Source organism: Bacillus sp. (in: firmicutes), assembly GCF_031983925.1.
GTDB lineage: Bacteria > Bacillota > Bacilli > Bacillales > Bacillaceae_G > Bacillus_A > Bacillus_A pacificus.
This window is the reverse complement of record NZ_DALYZR010000001.1, coordinates 1,065,059-1,084,551: the sequence shown is the minus strand read 5'-3', so window position 1 is coordinate 1,084,551 and position 19,493 is coordinate 1,065,059. Positions and strand designations below refer to the sequence as shown.

The 19,493-nt window shown below is 32.7% G+C and carries 18 protein-coding genes and 2 pseudogenes; 4 read left to right on the top strand and 16 right to left on the bottom strand.

All coding sequences use genetic code 11. The features are described 5' to 3' along the window. Nucleotides 1-59: 59 nt before the first annotated feature. Both RTP99_RS05660 and RTP99_RS05655 read right to left on the bottom strand, forming a co-directional pair. Complete coding sequence (locus tag RTP99_RS05660) at nucleotides 60-539, bottom strand: SRPBCC family protein (protein WP_000881632.1); 480 nt, start codon at nucleotides 537-539, stop codon at nucleotides 60-62. A gap of 98 nt (nucleotides 540-637) precedes the next feature. After that, nucleotides 638-1,363, bottom strand: coding sequence for a hypothetical protein (locus RTP99_RS05655; protein ID WP_046647049.1), 726 nt, complete (start codon nucleotides 1,361-1,363; stop codon nucleotides 638-640). A gap of 289 nt (nucleotides 1,364-1,652) precedes the next feature. Here RTP99_RS05655 and RTP99_RS05650 point away from each other — a divergent pair, with 289 nt between their 5' ends. Next, nucleotides 1,653-3,101, top strand: a complete 1,449-nt coding sequence (locus RTP99_RS05650) for a serine hydrolase domain-containing protein (protein WP_000751394.1) — start codon at nucleotides 1,653-1,655, stop codon at nucleotides 3,099-3,101. Nucleotides 3,102-3,571: 470 nt separating this feature from the next. Here RTP99_RS05650 and RTP99_RS05645 read toward each other — a convergent pair whose 3' ends face one another. The 8 genes and pseudogenes from RTP99_RS05645 to yqeK all read right to left on the bottom strand — a co-directional run bounded on the left by RTP99_RS05645 (nucleotide 3,572) and on the right by yqeK (nucleotide 11,285). Continuing rightward, nucleotides 3,572-4,132 (bottom strand): class I SAM-dependent methyltransferase, encoded by a 561-nt coding sequence (locus tag RTP99_RS05645; protein WP_000985672.1) that lies wholly within the window; start codon nucleotides 4,130-4,132, stop codon nucleotides 3,572-3,574. Nucleotides 4,133-4,314: 182 nt separating this feature from the next. After that, nucleotides 4,315-6,990, bottom strand: a complete 2,676-nt coding sequence (locus RTP99_RS05640) for a M4 family metallopeptidase (protein ID WP_000791122.1) — start codon at nucleotides 6,988-6,990, stop codon at nucleotides 4,315-4,317. Nucleotides 6,991-7,160: 170 nt separating this feature from the next. Continuing rightward, nucleotides 7,161-7,535, bottom strand: coding sequence for a hypothetical protein (locus tag RTP99_RS05635; RefSeq protein ID WP_001059032.1), 375 nt, complete (start codon nucleotides 7,533-7,535; stop codon nucleotides 7,161-7,163). 108 nt (nucleotides 7,536-7,643) lie between these two features. Beyond that, nucleotides 7,644-8,492: a GNAT family N-acetyltransferase gene (locus RTP99_RS05630; RefSeq protein ID WP_000617084.1), complete on the bottom strand. Its 849-nt coding sequence runs from the start codon at nucleotides 8,490-8,492 to the stop codon at nucleotides 7,644-7,646. Nucleotides 8,493-8,593: 101 nt separating this feature from the next. After that, nucleotides 8,594-9,229, bottom strand: coding sequence for an SDR family oxidoreductase (locus RTP99_RS05625; RefSeq protein WP_000446312.1), 636 nt, complete (start codon nucleotides 9,227-9,229; stop codon nucleotides 8,594-8,596). A 15-nt stretch (nucleotides 9,230-9,244) separates the two neighbouring features. Continuing rightward, nucleotides 9,245-9,982, bottom strand: a complete 738-nt coding sequence (locus RTP99_RS05620) for a phosphorylase family protein (RefSeq protein WP_116733359.1) — start codon at nucleotides 9,980-9,982, stop codon at nucleotides 9,245-9,247. 164 nt (nucleotides 9,983-10,146) lie between these two features. Further along, nucleotides 10,147-10,608, bottom strand: a pseudogene (locus tag RTP99_RS05610) (DUF3885 domain-containing protein); the annotation flags it as partial. Between the two features lie 68 nt (nucleotides 10,609-10,676). After that, the gene (yqeK, locus tag RTP99_RS05605; RefSeq protein ID WP_046647027.1) at nucleotides 10,677-11,285 is read right to left on the bottom strand and encodes a bis(5'-nucleosyl)-tetraphosphatase (symmetrical) YqeK; all 609 of its coding nucleotides are present in this window, start codon (nucleotides 11,283-11,285) and stop codon (nucleotides 10,677-10,679) included. 191 nt (nucleotides 11,286-11,476) lie between these two features. Between yqeK and RTP99_RS05600 the strand changes: the two genes are divergently transcribed. The 3 genes and pseudogenes from RTP99_RS05600 to RTP99_RS05590 all read left to right on the top strand — a co-directional run bounded on the left by RTP99_RS05600 (nucleotide 11,477) and on the right by RTP99_RS05590 (nucleotide 14,517). Next, the gene (locus tag RTP99_RS05600) at nucleotides 11,477-12,172 is read left to right on the top strand and encodes a response regulator transcription factor (RefSeq protein ID WP_001038817.1); all 696 of its coding nucleotides are present in this window, start codon (nucleotides 11,477-11,479) and stop codon (nucleotides 12,170-12,172) included. Continuing rightward, nucleotides 12,162-13,319: a sensor histidine kinase gene (locus RTP99_RS05595; RefSeq protein WP_001243288.1), complete on the top strand. Its 1,158-nt coding sequence runs from the start codon at nucleotides 12,162-12,164 to the stop codon at nucleotides 13,317-13,319. The genes RTP99_RS05600 and RTP99_RS05595 overlap by 11 nt, the downstream gene beginning before the upstream one ends. 181 nt (nucleotides 13,320-13,500) lie before the next feature. Further along, nucleotides 13,501-14,517, top strand: a pseudogene (locus tag RTP99_RS05590) (D-alanyl-D-alanine carboxypeptidase family protein). A 57-nt stretch (nucleotides 14,518-14,574) separates the two neighbouring features. On the opposite strand, the gene RTP99_RS05585 reads toward RTP99_RS05590, so the two are convergent. From RTP99_RS05585 to RTP99_RS05560, 6 genes are all read right to left on the bottom strand, one after another. Next, the gene (locus RTP99_RS05585; protein ID WP_000288261.1) at nucleotides 14,575-15,033 is read right to left on the bottom strand and encodes a DinB family protein; all 459 of its coding nucleotides are present in this window, start codon (nucleotides 15,031-15,033) and stop codon (nucleotides 14,575-14,577) included. Nucleotides 15,034-15,035: 2 nt separating this feature from the next. Continuing rightward, nucleotides 15,036-15,776, bottom strand: coding sequence for an alpha/beta fold hydrolase (locus RTP99_RS05580; RefSeq protein WP_000237658.1), 741 nt, complete (start codon nucleotides 15,774-15,776; stop codon nucleotides 15,036-15,038). Continuing rightward, a complete protein-coding gene (locus RTP99_RS05575; protein ID WP_001036640.1) occupies nucleotides 15,769-16,329 on the bottom strand; it encodes a nucleoside/nucleotide kinase family protein in 561 nt (186 codons plus the stop codon). The genes RTP99_RS05580 and RTP99_RS05575 overlap by 8 nt, the downstream gene beginning before the upstream one ends. Before the next feature lie 51 nt (nucleotides 16,330-16,380). Then, nucleotides 16,381-16,920 (bottom strand): GNAT family N-acetyltransferase, encoded by a 540-nt coding sequence (locus RTP99_RS05570; RefSeq protein ID WP_041184667.1) that lies wholly within the window; start codon nucleotides 16,918-16,920, stop codon nucleotides 16,381-16,383. A 119-nt stretch (nucleotides 16,921-17,039) separates the two neighbouring features. Continuing rightward, nucleotides 17,040-17,354: an exosporium protein ExsK gene (gene exsK, locus RTP99_RS05565; protein WP_000535567.1), complete on the bottom strand. Its 315-nt coding sequence runs from the start codon at nucleotides 17,352-17,354 to the stop codon at nucleotides 17,040-17,042. A 169-nt stretch (nucleotides 17,355-17,523) separates the two neighbouring features. Next, a complete protein-coding gene (locus RTP99_RS05560) occupies nucleotides 17,524-19,464 on the bottom strand; it encodes an AMP-binding protein (RefSeq protein WP_000806485.1) in 1,941 nt (646 codons plus the stop codon). Nucleotides 19,465-19,493 lie beyond the last annotated feature (29 nt).

Genomic DNA, 19,493 nt, shown 5'->3' with positions numbered 1-19,493 from the left:
CTCATTAAAATCATATTTGCAATATAATAATTACACAATGAATATAACCTTTAAGTTGATTACGCTCTTAATTCAAGAACCTTATCTTTATATATTTCAAACCACTGTTTCCATTCATCTTTAGAAAATTCTTTTTCTTTCCCTTCTAGTACGGAGGAAAAAAGATCTAAACAAATATGCCAACCCGCTATATCTTTCGGAGTATGATCTGTTAACTCATGAATGTATTCTTTAAGAAGTAAAAGAGTATCATTTTCCTCTTTATGTATTTCAAATCGTACACAGTCTTTATCCCAAGTAAATTCAAGCACTGCGTTTACTTGACACTCTAAAATATCGATATTTATAAATGAACCGTCCATCATATCAAACTTGATTATTCCACCTGTTTTAAGGCTTTCGATTTGTAAATTAGACATCCATTTTTTCAGCTTACTGTTTTCTGTTAAAACAGACCAAACCTCTTCTATTGAATATGAAAAATAACGCTCAAATTGCACTACATATTCATTACCTTGTTTCTCTATTACTGCTAACATTATTAATTAACCCCCTTTTCGCAAAAGCGAATGTACGTTCTTTATTTTATTTTACATGATTTCAATTAAAAAAGAAATCACTATTACACCCCATTAATTTAAAAGGTTTTTGTTAGCTCCAAAATGGATTGACTTATTATATATGAGAGCTCTAATCTAGTTGACCATGCTTTTATCGGATCAACTAGATTATCTTGGTTAAGCTTGTTCACGTATTTTAAACCTTCTACTGCAATGTAACCAATATTAAAATCTGTAAAAGTATTTATAATCATCGGCCATTCTCCATCAGTCATTCTGCATTTAGAATATTTTATTATGTAATCCATTGCTCGTTTTGATAACGCACATGAACCAGCTGTAATATCTACTTGTTTCTCTAATTGTAATGACATAATTTTATTTGATACTGATTCTGTAACTTGCCATTCTTCAGGATGTGTCTGAAAAGCTTTTTCTGTTCTGCCAATGATTAAGTAATCTACATCTACTATATTCTGAATGAAGGAATTAAGTTCAGCTGGATATTCTTTAATCCAAGTTAGCAAACGATCAAAGTCACAATAGTGATAGTAATCATAATCATAATCATAGTTACTAACAAACTTTAAAGAATCCCTACGTGCATTCCCTACACCTAATTTTTCTACTATATTTATATAGAAGTTACTTTCCTCTAGTTCTTTTACAATCTCTTTTGGTGTTACATTACTAATTGTTATATATTTCTCATCATAATTTAAGTTTGACAATTCCTCTTTTAATTCTTTTATTGCAAATAATAAGCTGCCTGTTGGATCATGAGTAATACATGTTAATTGTATAGTGATAATAAAGTTATTGAATTTTGATTAAAAAAGATAAGAGCCTTACTACATTCTATATGCAGCAAGGCTCTTTAAAGTTGTTTCAAATTATATCCATCTGCTTATGTAATGCTTAAAAAATGAATAATAAAGTTGTTTACTTCTTATTAAACTAACGCCCCCGTTACTTTAAGTGTAACTCTTCACAATTATTTGATATTATATAGATAAATATAAATCAGAATTCAGCTTATAGTTATAAAAATAAGTTATTTATACCCTTATAATTCTTCAGAAAGGAGAGTGTATGAAAAAGACTATTGTTTTTGTATTAACGATATTTATATTATTCTCAGGATTCGCAACACAAAGTTATGCGTTGTCAGATTCGAAATCTGTGGCAATACAAGCATTGCTAGATGATGCCTGTCGTACGTCAGGTGTGCCTGGAATGTCACTCTCAATACTTGCTGATGGTGAAGTGTTCTACTTTTCTTCTGGGTATGCAGATCTTGAAAAGGGACTGTCTGCAAGTGAAAATACACTCTATGAGTTGGCCTCGGTGAGTAAAGCTTTTACTGGTATGGGGATTTTGCTATTGGAAGAGCAAGGGCTGCTATCAATGACTGACCCTATCCAAAAATATTTACCTTGGTTTACGTTAAAGTATCAAGGCAAACCTGTTGATATGCAAAACCTTACACTAAATAACTTTCTTCACCATACCAGCGGCCTAACAAATATTAGACATACTCAAAATATTCCACAAGGTAATACGCCTGATATGTTGCAAAAGACTGTGGAAACGCTGGTAGATGCAGAATTGGCGTTCTCTCCCGGTGAACAATATAACTATGGAACCGTTAATTATGACGTATTGGGTTTGGTTATTGAGATTGTATCACGACAAAGCTATGAAGACTTTATGAAGGAACAGGTATTTCTACCCTTAGGTCTTCACCAGACGTATGTTTATAAAGAAGATGCACAAGCCACTGGACAGTTAGCACAGGGCTACCGTTCTTCCTTTTTTATAACAACTCCATTTAACGCTCCGGATTATGCTGGGAATAAACCTGCCGGCTATATCATTTCTAATACAAAAGATATGGCGCGTTGGATGGGCATACAGATGGGTATCGTGCAGGACATACCCGAAATATTTCACAGGGCCATCGAAAAATCACATAGGGGTGATATGTCTGTTTCAGCTGTCAATGATATGTATTATGCGGCAGGTTGGTCGGTAAACGCCGAACAAACGTTTATAGAACACACTGGGGGTAATCCAAATTTTAGTACCAAAGTAGCCATACTGCCAAATGAAAGAACAGCCATCTGCTTACTGAGCAACGGCGCAAATACCAATATAAACCTGGTACTACAAGTTAAAAATATATTAAACGGCAATCTAACTCAGTCATATGAGATAAGTGGCACACAGCTTTTGGACATCATTTTGTCGTCCACCACAATTATTCTTTGCCTATTAGCCGTTCTGTTATTTTTCTTAGGATTAAGAAAAGGGAAAACGAATGAGCAGCAGCCAATGACAAAAAAGAGAACAATCGTAACAATTATTTTCCTAATCGCTACGATTGCCCAGTGTATAATGTTTTTTGCCTTCGATTGGTCAACGATACTTATTTGGCAAACATATAGTGTTCTTACAGCTTTAATTTCGTCAACATTATTAACAGCAAGCATTACTTGGTTTGTATATACTCACCGATTAGATGCCTCGGTCCGAAAATAAGTACAATGTTAAGTAAATAAATCTTAATTTATCGATATCCTTAATTTAAAAAAACAGAAGACACCTCGGTGTCTTCTGTAATGTCATCGACACTTCTCCTAGTTAAACCCACTTGCTATTTCTTCCACTAACTTGCCTCGTTAGTAGAAGGATTTTTAAACAACTATATTATTTTTTAAATAACTTTATTGTAAATTAAACAACTTTATTATCTCTGTACATTAATGCCACTTGTTTTATAGGTTGCATAGTATATTCATCCCCTTTGCAAAATAAAAAGCAGAAAGACTACTTTCTGCCAATTTTATAATTAGTATTATATTTCTTATGCTCAATTTAATTCATATTATGTAACTTTAAGGCATTCCCCTTATGTTGCGTTCTCATTTTCATCGAACATAGAATTACAGCATATAAAGAAACGCTATGACTCATGCAATTATTATACTAAATCTACTTACTTGAAAAACTTATCGTTTAATCGCATCAACAATTAACGATGGAAAACCAAGTTTATCACCTTTATTTCTAGGATCATACCTTTTCGAACGGAAAATAACACCGTCGTTTGCATCCCATTCATTATAATAAAACTGACCATTTTCATCACAATATTCAAGTAAAACTACCTCAAATCCAGCAGTTTCAAACATTTTCGTTAGTGTTTTATAGGTATGGACAATTTTATGACTTGCTGCTGGGTGATCTTTTGGGCCAGGTCCACCTATTTGAACTATCTTTTGGTACGCCTCATCTCGGAAAAATGCATCAGGAACACCGCACCGAATATGCCCCTCTTGCTTTAAAAATTCATAGCAAATTTCAGCAGCTCTTACACCTTCTTCAAACGTAAGGTGTTCCCATACATGCTCAGCTAAGATAGCTGAAATAGAATTGTATTCAAATCTTTCTTCCCACGTAGCTTTATCTAATAAATTAAGTTCATCTTCTTGCGTTTGTATCCACCCTGGATTATTATTAAACATCCCTGCTCCAACTACTACTTTAATTTCGTCTTGTTTTATTGCCATCACCTTCACCTCGTAAACATTTTAATTATTAATATATTCTATGTTTACTATTATTCTACCTTCTAAAATAAATTAAGAAAAAATGGTGATTGCTTTAACAAAAATGAGTTATGGAAACAGTTCATGATGCACAATTATTTTTGTACTCTATTCTTCAAACGAATAAGCTGTACTATCTACTTTTATATTTTTCTAAATTTGCGAACTAAAGTGAACACTATACCTGCAAAAACCATCCATAAACCCATTGTTGTACTGTTAGTTGTACTGCCCCCCGTGTTTGGAAGCTCTTTATATGTAGATTCTTTTTTATCGGAATTACTGTTGTTTTGGATATTACCGTTATTACTGTTATTAGTACTACCTTTAGCTTTGCTAGCGTCTGTATCCTTCACTAATACTTTTTGTATTGCGTGTACCTTATTACCTACAGAATCTGTGACACTATATATTATTCCAAAAGTACCAGCTTTAGATGTATCTACAGTTCCTTCATACACTACTTTAGAAGTAAGATCACCATCCTCTTTATCCATAACGGATATTCCTGCCGTTGGATTGAATTCATCTCCCTTAGTAATTGTAGTTGTAGAAGGTACTTTTAGTATTGGTATGTCATTCTTAACTTCTTCTCTACCTTTGACCGTTACAGTTTGTTTCGCAATTTCTTCATGGCCTTTAGAATTTGTAACTGTATACGTTACTATGTAAGTACCGACTTTAGAGGTATCTACTTCCCCCTCAACTTTTACTTTAGAAGTAAGATCGCCGTCTTCTTTATCAATAGCTTTTACTTTTGCCATCGGATCGAATGATTCTCCTACAGTAATTGTCGCTGCAATAGGAACTGTTAATGTAGGTTTTAGATTTGATGTTTCTCCATCTCCCTCTACAATTACAGTCTGTGTTACCGTTGCTTTCCCACCTTGAGAATCAACGACAGAGTACTCCACAATGTATTTGCCTGGTTTAGAAGTGTCTACATCACCTTTATGTTCTACTCGAGTTGTTAAATCACCATCTTCTTTATCAATAGCTTTTATATTGCTCATTGGGTCAAACTTATCACCGACACGTAGTGTAATTGTTGACGGTACTGTTAGCTCTGGGACTTGGTTTGCCTCAGTTTTTTCGTTTTCTTTCACTGGTCCTTTAATTTTTGCTGCATCAAAAGCTTTTTGGACCGTTTCAACCTCAATGGAATTTGCCCCATATTTATTTGTTGCAACTTTAAGACACGCTAATCTTAATTCAGAGAAATTAGAAGTCATGTTCAATTCATCAGTATTTGCATAATAGAAAATATCAAACATTTTATCTTCACCAATACCATTTACATTTACACCGTTATGAGTACCACCTTGTGCAATTAAATACGCGACTTTATTAATAATACTTGAATTAAAATGAACGCCCTCATTATCCTCTCCGTTTAAATTACTGAATTTACTATAATCATCCGGATACGGTACTCCATCAAAAAATTTGACTGAAGATGGATTTTTCATATTACGGAGAACTAATCCACTTTGTTCTCCTATTGTCCAATTAAATTCCCCATTATTTATGTATTTCTCAATAGCCGTTCCCATAATATCAGATAATGCCTCGTTAATTGCCCCCGATTCCCCAAAGAATTCAAGATTAGATTCGCTAGATGTAACCGCATGTGTAAATTCATGGCCCGCTATGTCAAACGCTCTAACCATTGGATCACCATATATAAGCATACTAACATTGTTAATATTAGCACTAAATGCATTCCCCCAATTTTTAGGATCATTTGTTTCTCCTGAATGCCATGCATGTACAACTGATACTACTTTTTTCCCCTTATTATCAAAACTATTACGTTTATATTTGTCTTTATAGAAATCATATACCTTTGTTGCTAAGAAATGAGCACTTACCGCCTTTGGATCATTAAACGTTGTTGAAGTACTAGTTGCTAATATACCAGGATAATATTTTTCTTCAAAATTAATATCTCTATAATTTACATCATACGTCTCAATTCCTTGCCCTCTTGTATAATCAGCAAGTACATATTTTCCGTTACTTTGCTCAGAAATACCAAATGAGCGGGTTATACCTAAGTCATCTTTTCCTGTTCCAGTTAATGCTATGGAATTGCTTTTTTTACTCTCCTTTAAAGATTCAAGATGCTCTTCACTTACTTTTAAACTTGATTCTTGTACCATATTTTTCAACATATCACCACTATGAGCATCCACTAAATAAGTTCCAGATACATAGTTTGGTGTGGCAGCTGCAAATGTAACTTGATATGCATTTGTAGCCTGCCCACGATTTTCATCAACAAAAATAACTTCCTTAACTTCTGCCTCAGAAATAAATTGAATATCCTTTCCATACTTCGTATAAATATATTGTTTTGCTTCTTCTTTTGATAAATTAATAGGATTCTTTAAATCTTCTTTTGCTAAATTTTGTGCGCTGTCTCCTGAAACACTTTTAATAACACCTTTTTTATCTACATGAGCAGTCAATTGATGTCCATATACTTCTTTTCCTTCATATATTTGTTGCATACGCAAAAGTGTCGTCCCATCATATGAACTACGTTTTTGAAGAACCTTGTAATCTACCCCTTTGTCTCCACTAACTTGTTTTGGAGACAAAGCATGCTCCGTCTTTTCCTTAAGTGCATCTTTCACTACATTCTCTGGCGTCTTTTGTGATGGTTGTGTAAGTTCACCGGTACGAAACGAATCCTCTTGAACATCAACTTGCATTTGAACCGTTTCCTCTGCATAACCTACCCCATATGGTGTTACACTTGCTAAAGCTAATCCTGTTGTTAATGCAACTATAGCTATTTCTTTTTTATTTTTCATGTTATTTTCCTCGTATAATTTTCTAAAATATGAAACTGCTAAAATCCATACAATTTATTCCTATCATAAAAAGATGACTTTTGTAATCAACAAAAGTCATCCCTTCAATATGTAATATCCCTAATATATTTTTAATGCATAATTTCTATATAAACAGAAAAAAGCATTCATTAACGAGCATTTTGCAATACTTTTATTAGGTCATTTATATTTTCAACTTTCTGCTGAAACTGATCAAATCTACTATGTAACAATGAAGGATTCTTATCTTCAGTTGAAATAACTTTTTTTAACTCCTGTTCTAATATATCATATGTATCAAAGAAATTATCAAATTCTACACTTACAAGTTCTTCATTTTCACGATAAAATCTTCTTGCTTCTATATAAGTCATATATGATTTATTTAAAAATCCTAATGAAACTAAATATTTAGAAGTGTTTTCTTGATAAATAGCAATATCACATGCTATTTTCATATCAGAATAAGTCTTTTGAACGAAACAATGCAACTCAACAATCTTAAGCTTTAATCCGTTATTCATTTTATCCCCTCCCATCCTATCTATTCTACATAAAAAAAGAATATTATACAAAGTAAAATATCAGTATAGTACAAAAATAAAAAGCGAAAGAATAACTTCTTTCGCTTTTTACAGTAATACATACATTTCATATTGTGCTAAAGAATTCTTTTCAAATCCAGTTTTCTTTAAAAACCCTTCCAGTAAACTGTTGTTTGGAAAACTAATTAATAAGCTTTCTAAATTCAACTCATCTCTTGCTACTTGTAATAATTTTGATCCAATACCACGATTTCTATACTCTTTGTCTATGAAAATAAAACTAATTTTACCTTGTTCATTTATACATATAGAACCTTTTAAATCATTATCGACATATGCGCCATAAAATGTATGATTTGTTTTTTCGATATAATCCATATCATTTTGCCAGTTTATATGGAAGTGTAACCATTTCTGAATTTCAACTTTAAAAGCAGGGAATTCTAATTGTTTTACTTCAATTCCCTTACATTCTTTATGTATTATTTTAGTCATATCTTTTAAATTATAATAAGATAGATCGTACACTTTTTCATAGCCTAATTTATTATAAAAACGAATCGCCCGGTCATTACCTACAATGACTTCAAGAAAAAGTTGCTTACACCCGTTTTGAATCGCTTCATCTTTATGCAGTTCAAATAACTTTTGACTCACACCAATACCACGGTAATTCGGATGAACTGCTAATGTTCCGCAGCGCATTGTTTTTATGTTTTCATAATCCTTTATCCCGCCAAGTATTACACCAACAGATTTATTACCGTCTAAAGCAACAAATGAATGTTTTAGTGAATTCCCTTCAGCTCCAAAAAATCTTTTTATAAAATCTTCCTTTGAAACTTCCATTTTAATAATGTAATCTGAAAAGCCATCTCTAAAAGCTTCATATACTAAATCTATACTTACTTCACTGCACCTTTTGTATTGAATCATATAAAATTACCCCCACTTACTCGTGTTAAACTTAACATTCAAATACATAAAATGTACTAGCTCCACTCTACCCATCATTCTTTAATTTTTAATCCTACCATTTAATTTGAAATAAACGGGCACTTCCCTACATATCTGTCACTATTAATTTGTTTTATAACAAATGGTGCAATATCACTATTTTGAATTTTGATTCCTGGCATATCTACTAGACTCTCGTTTATACGTCCAATACCATTTCCCTCTATAACAAATGGTAATCTAACAATTGTCCAATCTACTTCACTACTTTGGATAATTTGTAATTCTTTATATTTATCTTGCATCATTTTTGATAAAAAAACTTTAAATAAGATAGCTCCTATTTTATTTACAACTCCCTTTTGATCTCCTGTAACATTTAAAGAGCCTCCGGAAATTACAATATATCTTTTTATTTCAAACTCCTTCATTGCTTCTAAAATATGCTTCGTTACTGTGCTAAAAATATAAGATTCATTTTTGGGTTGACCTACTGCATTAATTACAGCTCCACACCCTTTAAGTAATTTGCGTATTGAAGCAAAATCACGTGCATCTCCATTAATGATCTCTATATTTTCATTTGTTATTTTGATATTATTAGAATTTCTTGTTAATATTTTTACTTGATACCCCTTATCTAGCGCTTCTTTTACAAGGAATTTCCCCGCTTTTCCGTTTGCACCCAAAATAGCTATTTTATTTGTACTTTCCAATATTAACCCCTCTTACTATCTATGATTTACTACATTAATCTCATATACACGTAAAAAAGCAATTAAATGCTCACACGCTCGTTCACATGCTAACATTTTAAAGATTTTTTGTTCCTCTTTCGTTTTATCATTCGCTTGATCTGAAGCAGCTTTTAAACATAGAAAAGGTTTGTTATTGATTTGGCACACATAAGCAAAAGCTGCCACTTCTTGATCAACCGCTAATGCTCCATATACAGTATGGAGTAAATATCTCATTTCTGAACTACGAATACGTTGATCTCCAGATAAAAATGTACCATAATGAATCGGATCATATGATCGTATCTTTTTTATTCTTCTTACAAGCCACTTTGTTGTTTCAATAGGTGCTGTCCTACCATTATATAAATTAAAAACATCTTCCCCCGAACCGGCAGCAGTAACATCGTGTTGTATTGCATTAAGAGCTACTACAATATGTCCATTTTTCACCTTATTTGATAGACTTCCACATATTCCTGTCATAAACAACTCATCTGGCTGAAACTCACTAATTAATAATTGTACACAACTTGCACAGCTTACTTTCCCAACTCCAGTTATAACTGAAATAATTTCCAGATCATTTATAGTATGAAAATGAAATTCCCAAGCTGCTCTTTTTTCAATACGTTTACTTGGATAATATTGATGCAAATACGTAAGTTCAGGTTCCCAAGCTGCTACAATTGCAATACGTTTCATTACACGCTTCACTTCCCCTATTGTTATCATGTAAATACTTTATCTATCCTCTCTCGTTCATAATCTGGAATCCACTCTTTATATTTCTCATATAAAGTGAAACTTTAATCAGCCCTCACCAATCGGACTTTTATGAGCAGCCCGATCTCCACCTAACTTCTTTGTTTTCGCTGAATTTTGAGGTGGGGGTCTTACTGCCCATTAAAGCGGGATAAACTTCGTATTGTTTCTTTATTCTTCGTAATTACTTCACTTCCTCTATCATCATACATAAACATAATAATATCTTTTGTTATATTTATGAGAAATACATCTGGATAAGAAGTTTCTTTTTTCGTCCAAAACGAGGAAAACGATTTGGAAAACCTTTATAATTCGGTGTTTAAATAGGTCGCTTATGCTTTATATCACCAGTGAACCATTTTAATGAAAATTGATATGTACAATACAAAGCAACTTCTTCATCTTTAAATAAAAATGGCATTGTTTCTTGCCTTATATGATGCTTTAAGTCTCTTTTCTAAATAAATCGTCTATATATTTATTTTCTGTAGATTTTTCACATTTTCCTTTTTCAATCGATAACCATTTGTTATTAAAAACACTTTATCTTCTTTTGAAAATATATCTTCAAATAAGTGTTTGTTAAATGTACGGCACTAATGTAACCCCAGAAAATCTTTGATTCATTTATTTTCTTAGCTACATTTTCATACCCTTTCTACTCTACAATTTCTTTTAACTGCCAATATGATTCTTCTAACCAAGGATGCAAAACTTTCAACTTATCTTTTCTATCCCACAAATATGAAATATATGCAAAAGCAGCATGTTCTAAAGATTTTTCTAATCCTTTTTTTACTTCTGCTAAATATGGTGGCGCTCCATTTTGATCCCATTCTATTTTATCAGCAACAAATAACACTAAATCCATTTTCGTTGCATGTTTACGTAGTGTAGTATGGCAGCAAATTGCATTCAAAATTTCTTCATCATCCACTTTAAATATCTCTTTTGCAATTACTTTCGATAACTTTTGATGAATAATCATTGGAAATTCTCGTTCTTCTTGTAATATCTCTATTCCAAATTGCTCAGCAACTACAATCCGATCTTCATTTGGAAAGATTGCACTAATATCATGTAAATATCCTGCAATTGCTGCCTTTTCTTCATTTACATGATACTTAACCGCAATTTTTCGAGCTTCATTTGCCACTCGAATTGAATGTTTATATGTAACTTCTTTATTGTATTTTAATAGAAAAGCTTTTATATCATTTTCAATTTTTCCAGTTGGAGTAAATGAGTATATATCCTTATATAGCATCGTATGTCCCCTTCTTCCTAACTTTCAATATAACGCTGTATTTAAATATCCTTTTTATTTGTATTCGTTATTAATGTTTTAATCCCTTTTTTATGCGTTACATGAAATTTTATAGAGAATCATTGCTACAAAACACATAAATGTTTGATATTATAGTAATGTTAATGATTTGTAAGGAAAGGAACTACATAATGAATAAAAACATATTAATTATTGATGACGATAAAGAAATTGTTGAATTACTTGCTGTTTATTTGCGAAATGAAGGCTATAACATTTATAAAGCATACGATGGCGATGAAGCATTGCAAATGATTTCTACATATGAAGTTGACCTTATGATTTTGGATATTATGATGCCAAAACGAAACGGATTAGAAGTTTGCCAAGAGGTTCGTGAGAATAATACTGTACCTATTCTTATGTTGAGTGCAAAAGCAGAGGATATGGATAAAATATTAGGTCTTATGACTGGTGCAGACGATTATATGATTAAACCATTCAATCCATTAGAATTAGTAGCTAGAGTGAAAGCTTTACTACGAAGATCATCTTTCCAAAATGCCACTTCTTCCAAAAATGAAGATGGTATGATTCGCATTCGTTCTGCTGAAATACACAAACATAATCATACAGTTAAAGTCAATGGAGAATATATTAAGCTTACATCTATTGAATTTGATATTTTATATTTACTTGCGAGTAATACGGGGAGAGTATTTAGTTCCGAAGAAATTTTTGAACGTGTTTGGAATGAAGATGGTTATGGTTCAAATAAAACTGTAATGGTCCACATTAGTAATTTACGGGACAAACTTGAAACAGGAATGAATGGAGAAAAATTTATTCATACTGTTTGGGGAGTGGGCTATAAAATTGAGAAATGAAGCATTTGATATATTAAAGGATATCCCAAAGTGGAAGTTAATTTTTTGGTTCATGTTAGCTATCACACTTACCCCTATTACTGAATTAATTATATATCGTCTTGTTACAAGTGTAATTGAAAGTTCACTTACATTAAGCGAACTCGGCAAAGAGTTCATTAGAATTTTTGGTTATGAAAAATATAAAGGAATAAAAGAATCTCTTTGGATGATGATCGTCTCTTATTTATTTTTATTTTCGATTTTCTCATCTTACCTATACATTTTTTACCGTCATGAAAGAAAGCTTTACTATGAAACTTGCATTAAAAAAATGATAGAAGAGATTCGTTATATTGCAAATGGAAACTTCAATCATAAAGTTTCTATCGTAAACCATAATTATTTGGAAGAGTTAGCAAGCGGGGTTAATCAAATTGTTGAACAATTGAAAGTCTCAATTGATGAAGAAAGACAGGCAGAACAAGCAAAAAGTGAATTGATTACAAATGTATCACATGATTTACGCACTCCTCTTACCTCTATAGTTGGATACGTGAATTTAATCCACCATGATAATTATAGAGATGAAGTGGAATTACGTCATTATATACAAGTCATTTACGATAAAGTAACCCGTCTTAATGCATTAATGAATGATTTGTTTGAATATACACGTGTTCAAAATAAAGAATTAAGTTTATATTCTGTCCCTATTGATATTGTGGAGCTTCTTGGACAATTAACAGTTCAATTTCGAATACAGCTTCAAGAGGCTAATATTGATTGTCGCCCCTTTTTTCCATCAAAGAAGCTAATGGTATTAGCTGATGGAGACAAATTAGTGCGCGTATTTGAAAATCTAATTATTAATGCTATCGCTTACGGTAACGATGGTGATTATATTGATATTACTGCTTATGAAAGTAATAATATGATTGCAATCGATATAACCAATTACGGCCAACCTATTCCAAGTACCGATTTACCTCATATTTTTGAACGTTTTTATCGCGTTGAGAAATCGCGCTCTACAAACACTGGTGGATCTGGACTCGGGTTGGCAATTGCAAAGAGTATTGTCGAATTGCATAAAGGAACAATTGAAGTGTATAGTGATGACAAAAAAACAACATTCACTGTAAAACTACAACCATATAAATGTTAATACAGCTTAATTTTAGGTCCAATTTCTTACGATATAAGAAATTGGACCTTTTATTTTCCAGTAACATCCAAAATTTAATAATCCTTTATAATTCTTTAGAAATTCTTTACCTTTTCTTTCTTCCTAATTAAGCATTCCTTTTTACAATATTATTATCGATGTCATAATAGGAGGATCGCTTATGCAATTCTTAAAAAAATTCGCAATTTTATTATTATCTTTTGTTATTACTGTACTTATCGTTTTATATTTTTATCTTTATGTAAATGGCCCAATTATTCAAGCTAAATCAGCTATTTTAATAGATGCTCATTCAGGTGAAGTTGTTTATACAAAAAATGAAGAAACTCCTATACAATCGGCTACTTTATCTAAATTAATGACAGAATATATCGCACTAGAACAACTGAATGAAGGAAATATACAGTTAGATGAAGTCGTAAAAATAAGTAACGAAGTTTTCCAAGCAGAAACGAGTCCTATACAAGTAACTTCGAAAGATAAAACGACGGTTCGTGATTTACTACATGCATTGTTATTGACAGGGAATAATCGTTCCGCACTTGCCCTTGCAGAACATATCGCTGGAAACGAAGATAATTTTACACAGTTAATGAATGAAAAAGCAAAACGCTTAAAGTTATCACAACCATCTCCGTTTCTAAACGCTACTGGAATGAATAACGATACAAATAAACTTTCAACTACAACAGCAATTGAAGTTGCTAAACTAGCAACAGAATTAGTAACAGACTTTCCAGATGTACTGAACGTTACAAAACTAACCTCTTACCAGTTCTCCTTCAAAGATACGAAAGTTTTCAACACCAATAAAATGATATATTCCCTTAATAAAAACATTAAACTCCAAGGTGTTGATGGCTTACAAACTAGTTTTTCAACTAATGGTAATTATAGTTTTGTGAGTACCGCAAAACGATGAGATACTAGACTTATTTCAGTAATATTAGACGCCGAAAATGAAAACAGTACGTTTATTGAAACAAAAAAGTTACTTCAGTACGGCTTTGATCCTTCTTCTTACTCTGCACTCCAAGCGTTCAAAGATGCTGTTACATCTTGGGCAGTTTTGCTTCAGTTTAAAAATTTGATTATACAAACATTGTTGATTTTCTTCATTATAACAATTTTAATGTTCTTACATATACGTCAGAAAAAATCCGAGGATTTCAACTAGGAAATCTTCTTATATATAAAAACGGCTTGTATTTACAATGCAAGCCGTTTTCTAAATCTATAGTCCTCTCCCAATTAAATTCGCTGAAACAGGCTGGAGATTTAACTCCCTCGCCCATATAGATAACTGACCGATATGATGAATTTCATGTACAATTACGTGCCTTAAGACCTCACCATATGTATATGTTTTATCTGTCCACGAAGCTTTTAATAGCTTACATTCTAAGTTAGCTGACCATACTTGTAAAAACTCTTCTACTTCTCTTTTATACAAATCAGATAGCGCTTTCACCTTCTGGATTGATTGATACTCTTTAAACTGCGGTGCACCATCTTCTTTTTCTTGAAGCGCATTAATCCAGCTATACTCAACATCTACAATATGAAATAATGTTTCTAAAATACTTCCAACACCACCAACTCGTTTACGAACTAATTCTTCCGCTGAAAGTTGCTCACACCACTTAAACCAATCATCTCTTACTTGCCAATTGTATTGAAATAAAGTGTACATATTTATCCCTCCCCTACCTCAATTATCCATTTAACAGCATCTATAATATAATGTGGCTCGTCTTTTTGAATATAGTGACCACTTTGTTCTGCAATTATAAATTTATGATTGTTTGATAAGCGTAATAATTCTTCTTGCAATTGTAACCACTTCATTTGTGCTTCTTGCGAATAATAGGCTTTTTTACCAGCAGCTAACACGACAAGTGGAATATTTCTCATTGACTGACAATGTTTATCTGCTTCACCTAAACTAAACATAAACTCTTTATAAGAACTTTCATGTACAAATTGTTTATAGTAAGCTTCTTGAAATTCTGGAGACATGATTAGTAAAAAATCTTTTTTATAATTTTCTGGTGTCGAATCAACCAAAACAATTCCCAACATATCTTCGGAATAAAAAGTCGCAAATAAACGTGCATTTATACCACCAAAAGAATGTCCTACAAAAATATAAGGTGGTTTCAGTTGCAATTTCTCTAAGCAACTTCTTAAGTCTTTTATCATTTCAGAACTAATACGTCGTTTGGAACTATTCCCACTTTTCCCTAATCCAGCTCGATCATATGTAAGTACAGTCCCAAATTCAGTCAACTCTTCAGCAATATGGTCCCATGTCTTTGAATAATCGCCATAACCTGCCTCCATTATAATAACTGGCTGCAACTTCTTTCCTTGAAATACTTTTGAATACATTTTAAAATCATCAACTTGTACATATTCCTCTATACATTTAACCATGGACGATCACTTCTCTCCGATAAAGTTCTTCTTCAATTTGATTAATTATTTCATCTATAGATAAAGCTCCATCCAAAACAATATCTGAATTTGGCTTTACAGTATGAAGCGCCTCCAAATAGGCTTTTCTAGCATATGTTATATAATGCTTTAAATCATTATGTATTTCACTCATTGCATCTTCTTTAAAATCTCGCAAAATTCTTCTAGCCATCGCAATATCTAAAGGTGTATCGATAAATATGGTTACATCAATGAATTGTCGCATTTCACCATTCAGGTATGCAAAAGGATAATCTACAATAATATAATCTACATTACTATCTCGTATAAGATGCTGTATATCCTTAATTAATGGTGTAAGTACCCATTCATCATAATTTGCTCCATCATCAATCCATTTACAAATATCAGCAGGACAGTTATCAAAGTTATATGTATCAAAATATAGAGCTTTTGAATTCATTAATTTATGAGTTAATCTTTCTGTAACAGTAGTTTTTCCTCCTCCTGAAACAGCTGCAATTGTAATGATTTTCGTCTTTTTATTCATAATTTTTCCCCAACCCCCTTTTAATTAACATAACATAATTATAGTAAATAATTATTTTTTAGCTCTCCATTCATATTCTAATATACTCATTTCCCATAAATTCCAATACGTTTCGCCTACTTTTTTCGACTCTCTTAATAAGCCTTCTTTTACAAATCCTATTTTTTCGTAACATGAAATGGCTGACGTATTAAAATCATAGACACCAAGCGTTACTCTATGTAGTTTTAATTCTTCAAATGCAATATGAAGTACTGCTTTCATCATATGCTTCCCCATAGAACGTCCTCTCATTTTCGTATCACCAACTAGTACTTTACCAATCCTTGCAGATTTATTTATATTGTCTATTTGCCCAAGTGAAATATGACCAACTACTTCTTGAGTCTCTTCATCTATTACTTTGAATGCAAGTGTATTTTCACTTTCTATATATTTTTCTAATTGCTGTTCATTTAAAGGATATGTAAATGCATTTCCCGACCATTGTATTAAAAAATCCTCGGAATCAATCCAGTTTATTAATTGTTTGAAATCGAATTGTTTAAAAGGTTCTAATTTAATCAACTTCATTCTCCTTTCATACACCATTCTATATATCCTCAAACTTATTTCTATATATAGAATATATTCTCCTTTTATACGAAATGAAAATAAAGCCATTCATAAGAATGGCTTTACAAAAACATAGCTCAGTTATGCCATGTTTCTTATGTTAGCAATGGTTCAATTGCTTCAATTTTACAAACTGAAATAATTACTGTAACTACCCCAGCACTATTAGCAAGCTTTACAACATCACAAGTGACAGAAGAAACAGTTCCTGCATAATTATTAGTTCCTGTTGTAATGCGCACTGATCTGTTTACTAACTTTCTCAGCTCATCTCTAATTCCTTGTACACAGCAACAATCGCATTTTTTATTTTGCTCTTCATGTTCTTTTTTACACTCTTCGAAAACATCCCAACAATCATCCTGTTTACATGTACACTTCTTTTTACAATTATTAAATCGAGAACCCAAAATCTCACCCCCTAATCATTTCTATTAATATAGTATGTCCACTAACTTTAAAGTGTACGAGGCAAAAACATAGAAAGGAAAAAACAAACACATGTACTAAATTATCCTGTATATATAAAAACTGACCTCTAACAATTAGAGGTCAGTTCACCTTATACATGCTTTAATTTTATAATTTACTAGACTGCAATCCCTGAATAAACGGAACTACCTCAGGATTTACAAGTGATGATAAATCGCCTAATTCTTTTCCTAAATAAGCGGCTTTAATGACGCGTCGCATTACTTTAGAATTACGTGTTTTCGGTAAATCTTCTACAACGTGAATATCTTTTGGACATAATGCTTTTCCAATATGAGAGTTTACTAAACTCATTAATTCTTTCTTTAATTCTTCAGTAAATGTTACATTATCTCTTAATACTACAAAACAATGACAAACTTCACCTTTTACATCATCTGGTACACCAATCGCGGCAGCTTCTATGACATCATTATGCTTTACAAGAATTGATTCATATTCAGCAGGTCCAATACGTTTCCCAGCAATGTTTAACGTATCATCCGAGCGTCCTGTAATAATATATTGCTCACCATCGTAAACAACCCAGTCACCATGAACCCATTTATTTTCAAAACGTGACCAATATGTGTTCACATAACGCTCATCGTCTTCCCAGAAACTTTTCGTCATACCAACCCAAGGTTTCTCTAAACATAATTCTCCAACTTCATCACGAATCGGATTGCCTTGATCATCGAGCACAACCGCTGCCATTCCTGGTAAAGAAGCGTTAAAGCTAATCGGTGCAATTGGTTTAATAAGGACGTTCCCGAAAATCCCACCAGAAATTTCAGTCCCGCCTGAATAGTTACAAATTGGTACATTACTTTTTCCAACTGTTTCAAATAGCCACATCCAAGGATCTGGATTCCAAGGCTCACCTGTTGAAGCAAATACTTCTAAGCTCTTGAGTGAATGTTTATTTACATACTTATCACCTTTTGCCATTAACGCACGAATTAATGTTGGTGATATACCGAGATGTGTAATTTCATATTTATCAACTGTCTCCCATAAACGATCTGCTTCTGGAAAGTCCGGAACACCTTCATACATAACCATCGTTGCTCCATTAATGAGAGAGCCAAATAATAAAAATGGTCCCATCATCCATCCCATATCAGTTACCCATAATACGCGGTCACCTTGTTTGATATTCATTCCAAATCCCGCATCAAAAGCTGCTTTTAAAGGAAATCCAGCATGAGTGTGTACTGTCCCTTTCGGTTTTCCAGTAGTACCTGATGTATAAATGAGCATTAATGGATCATCACTATGCATTTCTTCAGCATGTACAAATGGTTTTTCTTTTTCTAACGTACTCCATGAGAAATCATAATTATGCGGTGTAAAATCATTTCCTGCATGACGCACGATAACAACTTTTTCAACAGTTGGACAATGCTCACAAGCTTTATCTACTTCATCTTTTAATGAAACAATTTTACCTCGGCGTGAAAAACCATCTGCAGTAATAATCATTTTAGACCCTGCCGCTTGTACACGTGTCATGACTGCATCAGATGCAAATCCTGAGAATATTGGTGAAATAATTGCTCCGATCTTCATAACCGCTAGCATCGCAACAACGGTTTCTGGAATCATCGGCATATAAATTGTGACACGATCACCTTTTTCAATACCCGCATGTTTCAAACCGTTTGCAACGCGACTTACCCAGCTATCAAGCTCCTCATATGTAAATGATTTTGAAGTTCCATTTTCCCCTTCATACTGAAGTGCTGGTTGTGTCCTCGTTTCATCATCTGCAAGCCAGCGTGATAAAACCGATTCTACAACATTACATGTTCCGCCATTATACCACTGTGCAAATGGCGTACCATTTTCTAAATCTAGCACTTCTGTATAAGGTTTCATCCATTGATAGCCAACTGCTTTCTCAGCTTCTCCCCAAAACCAAGCTGTTTCTTCGATTGACTTATTATAAAACGTTTCATAATCTTCATAGCCCAATGATTTCATCCAACCATATAAACGCGTTTTTTCTTTATACTCTTCTGTTGGAAACCAAACTGCTTGTTTCAATGTTTTCCCCTCCTTGACTTTTTGAGCAA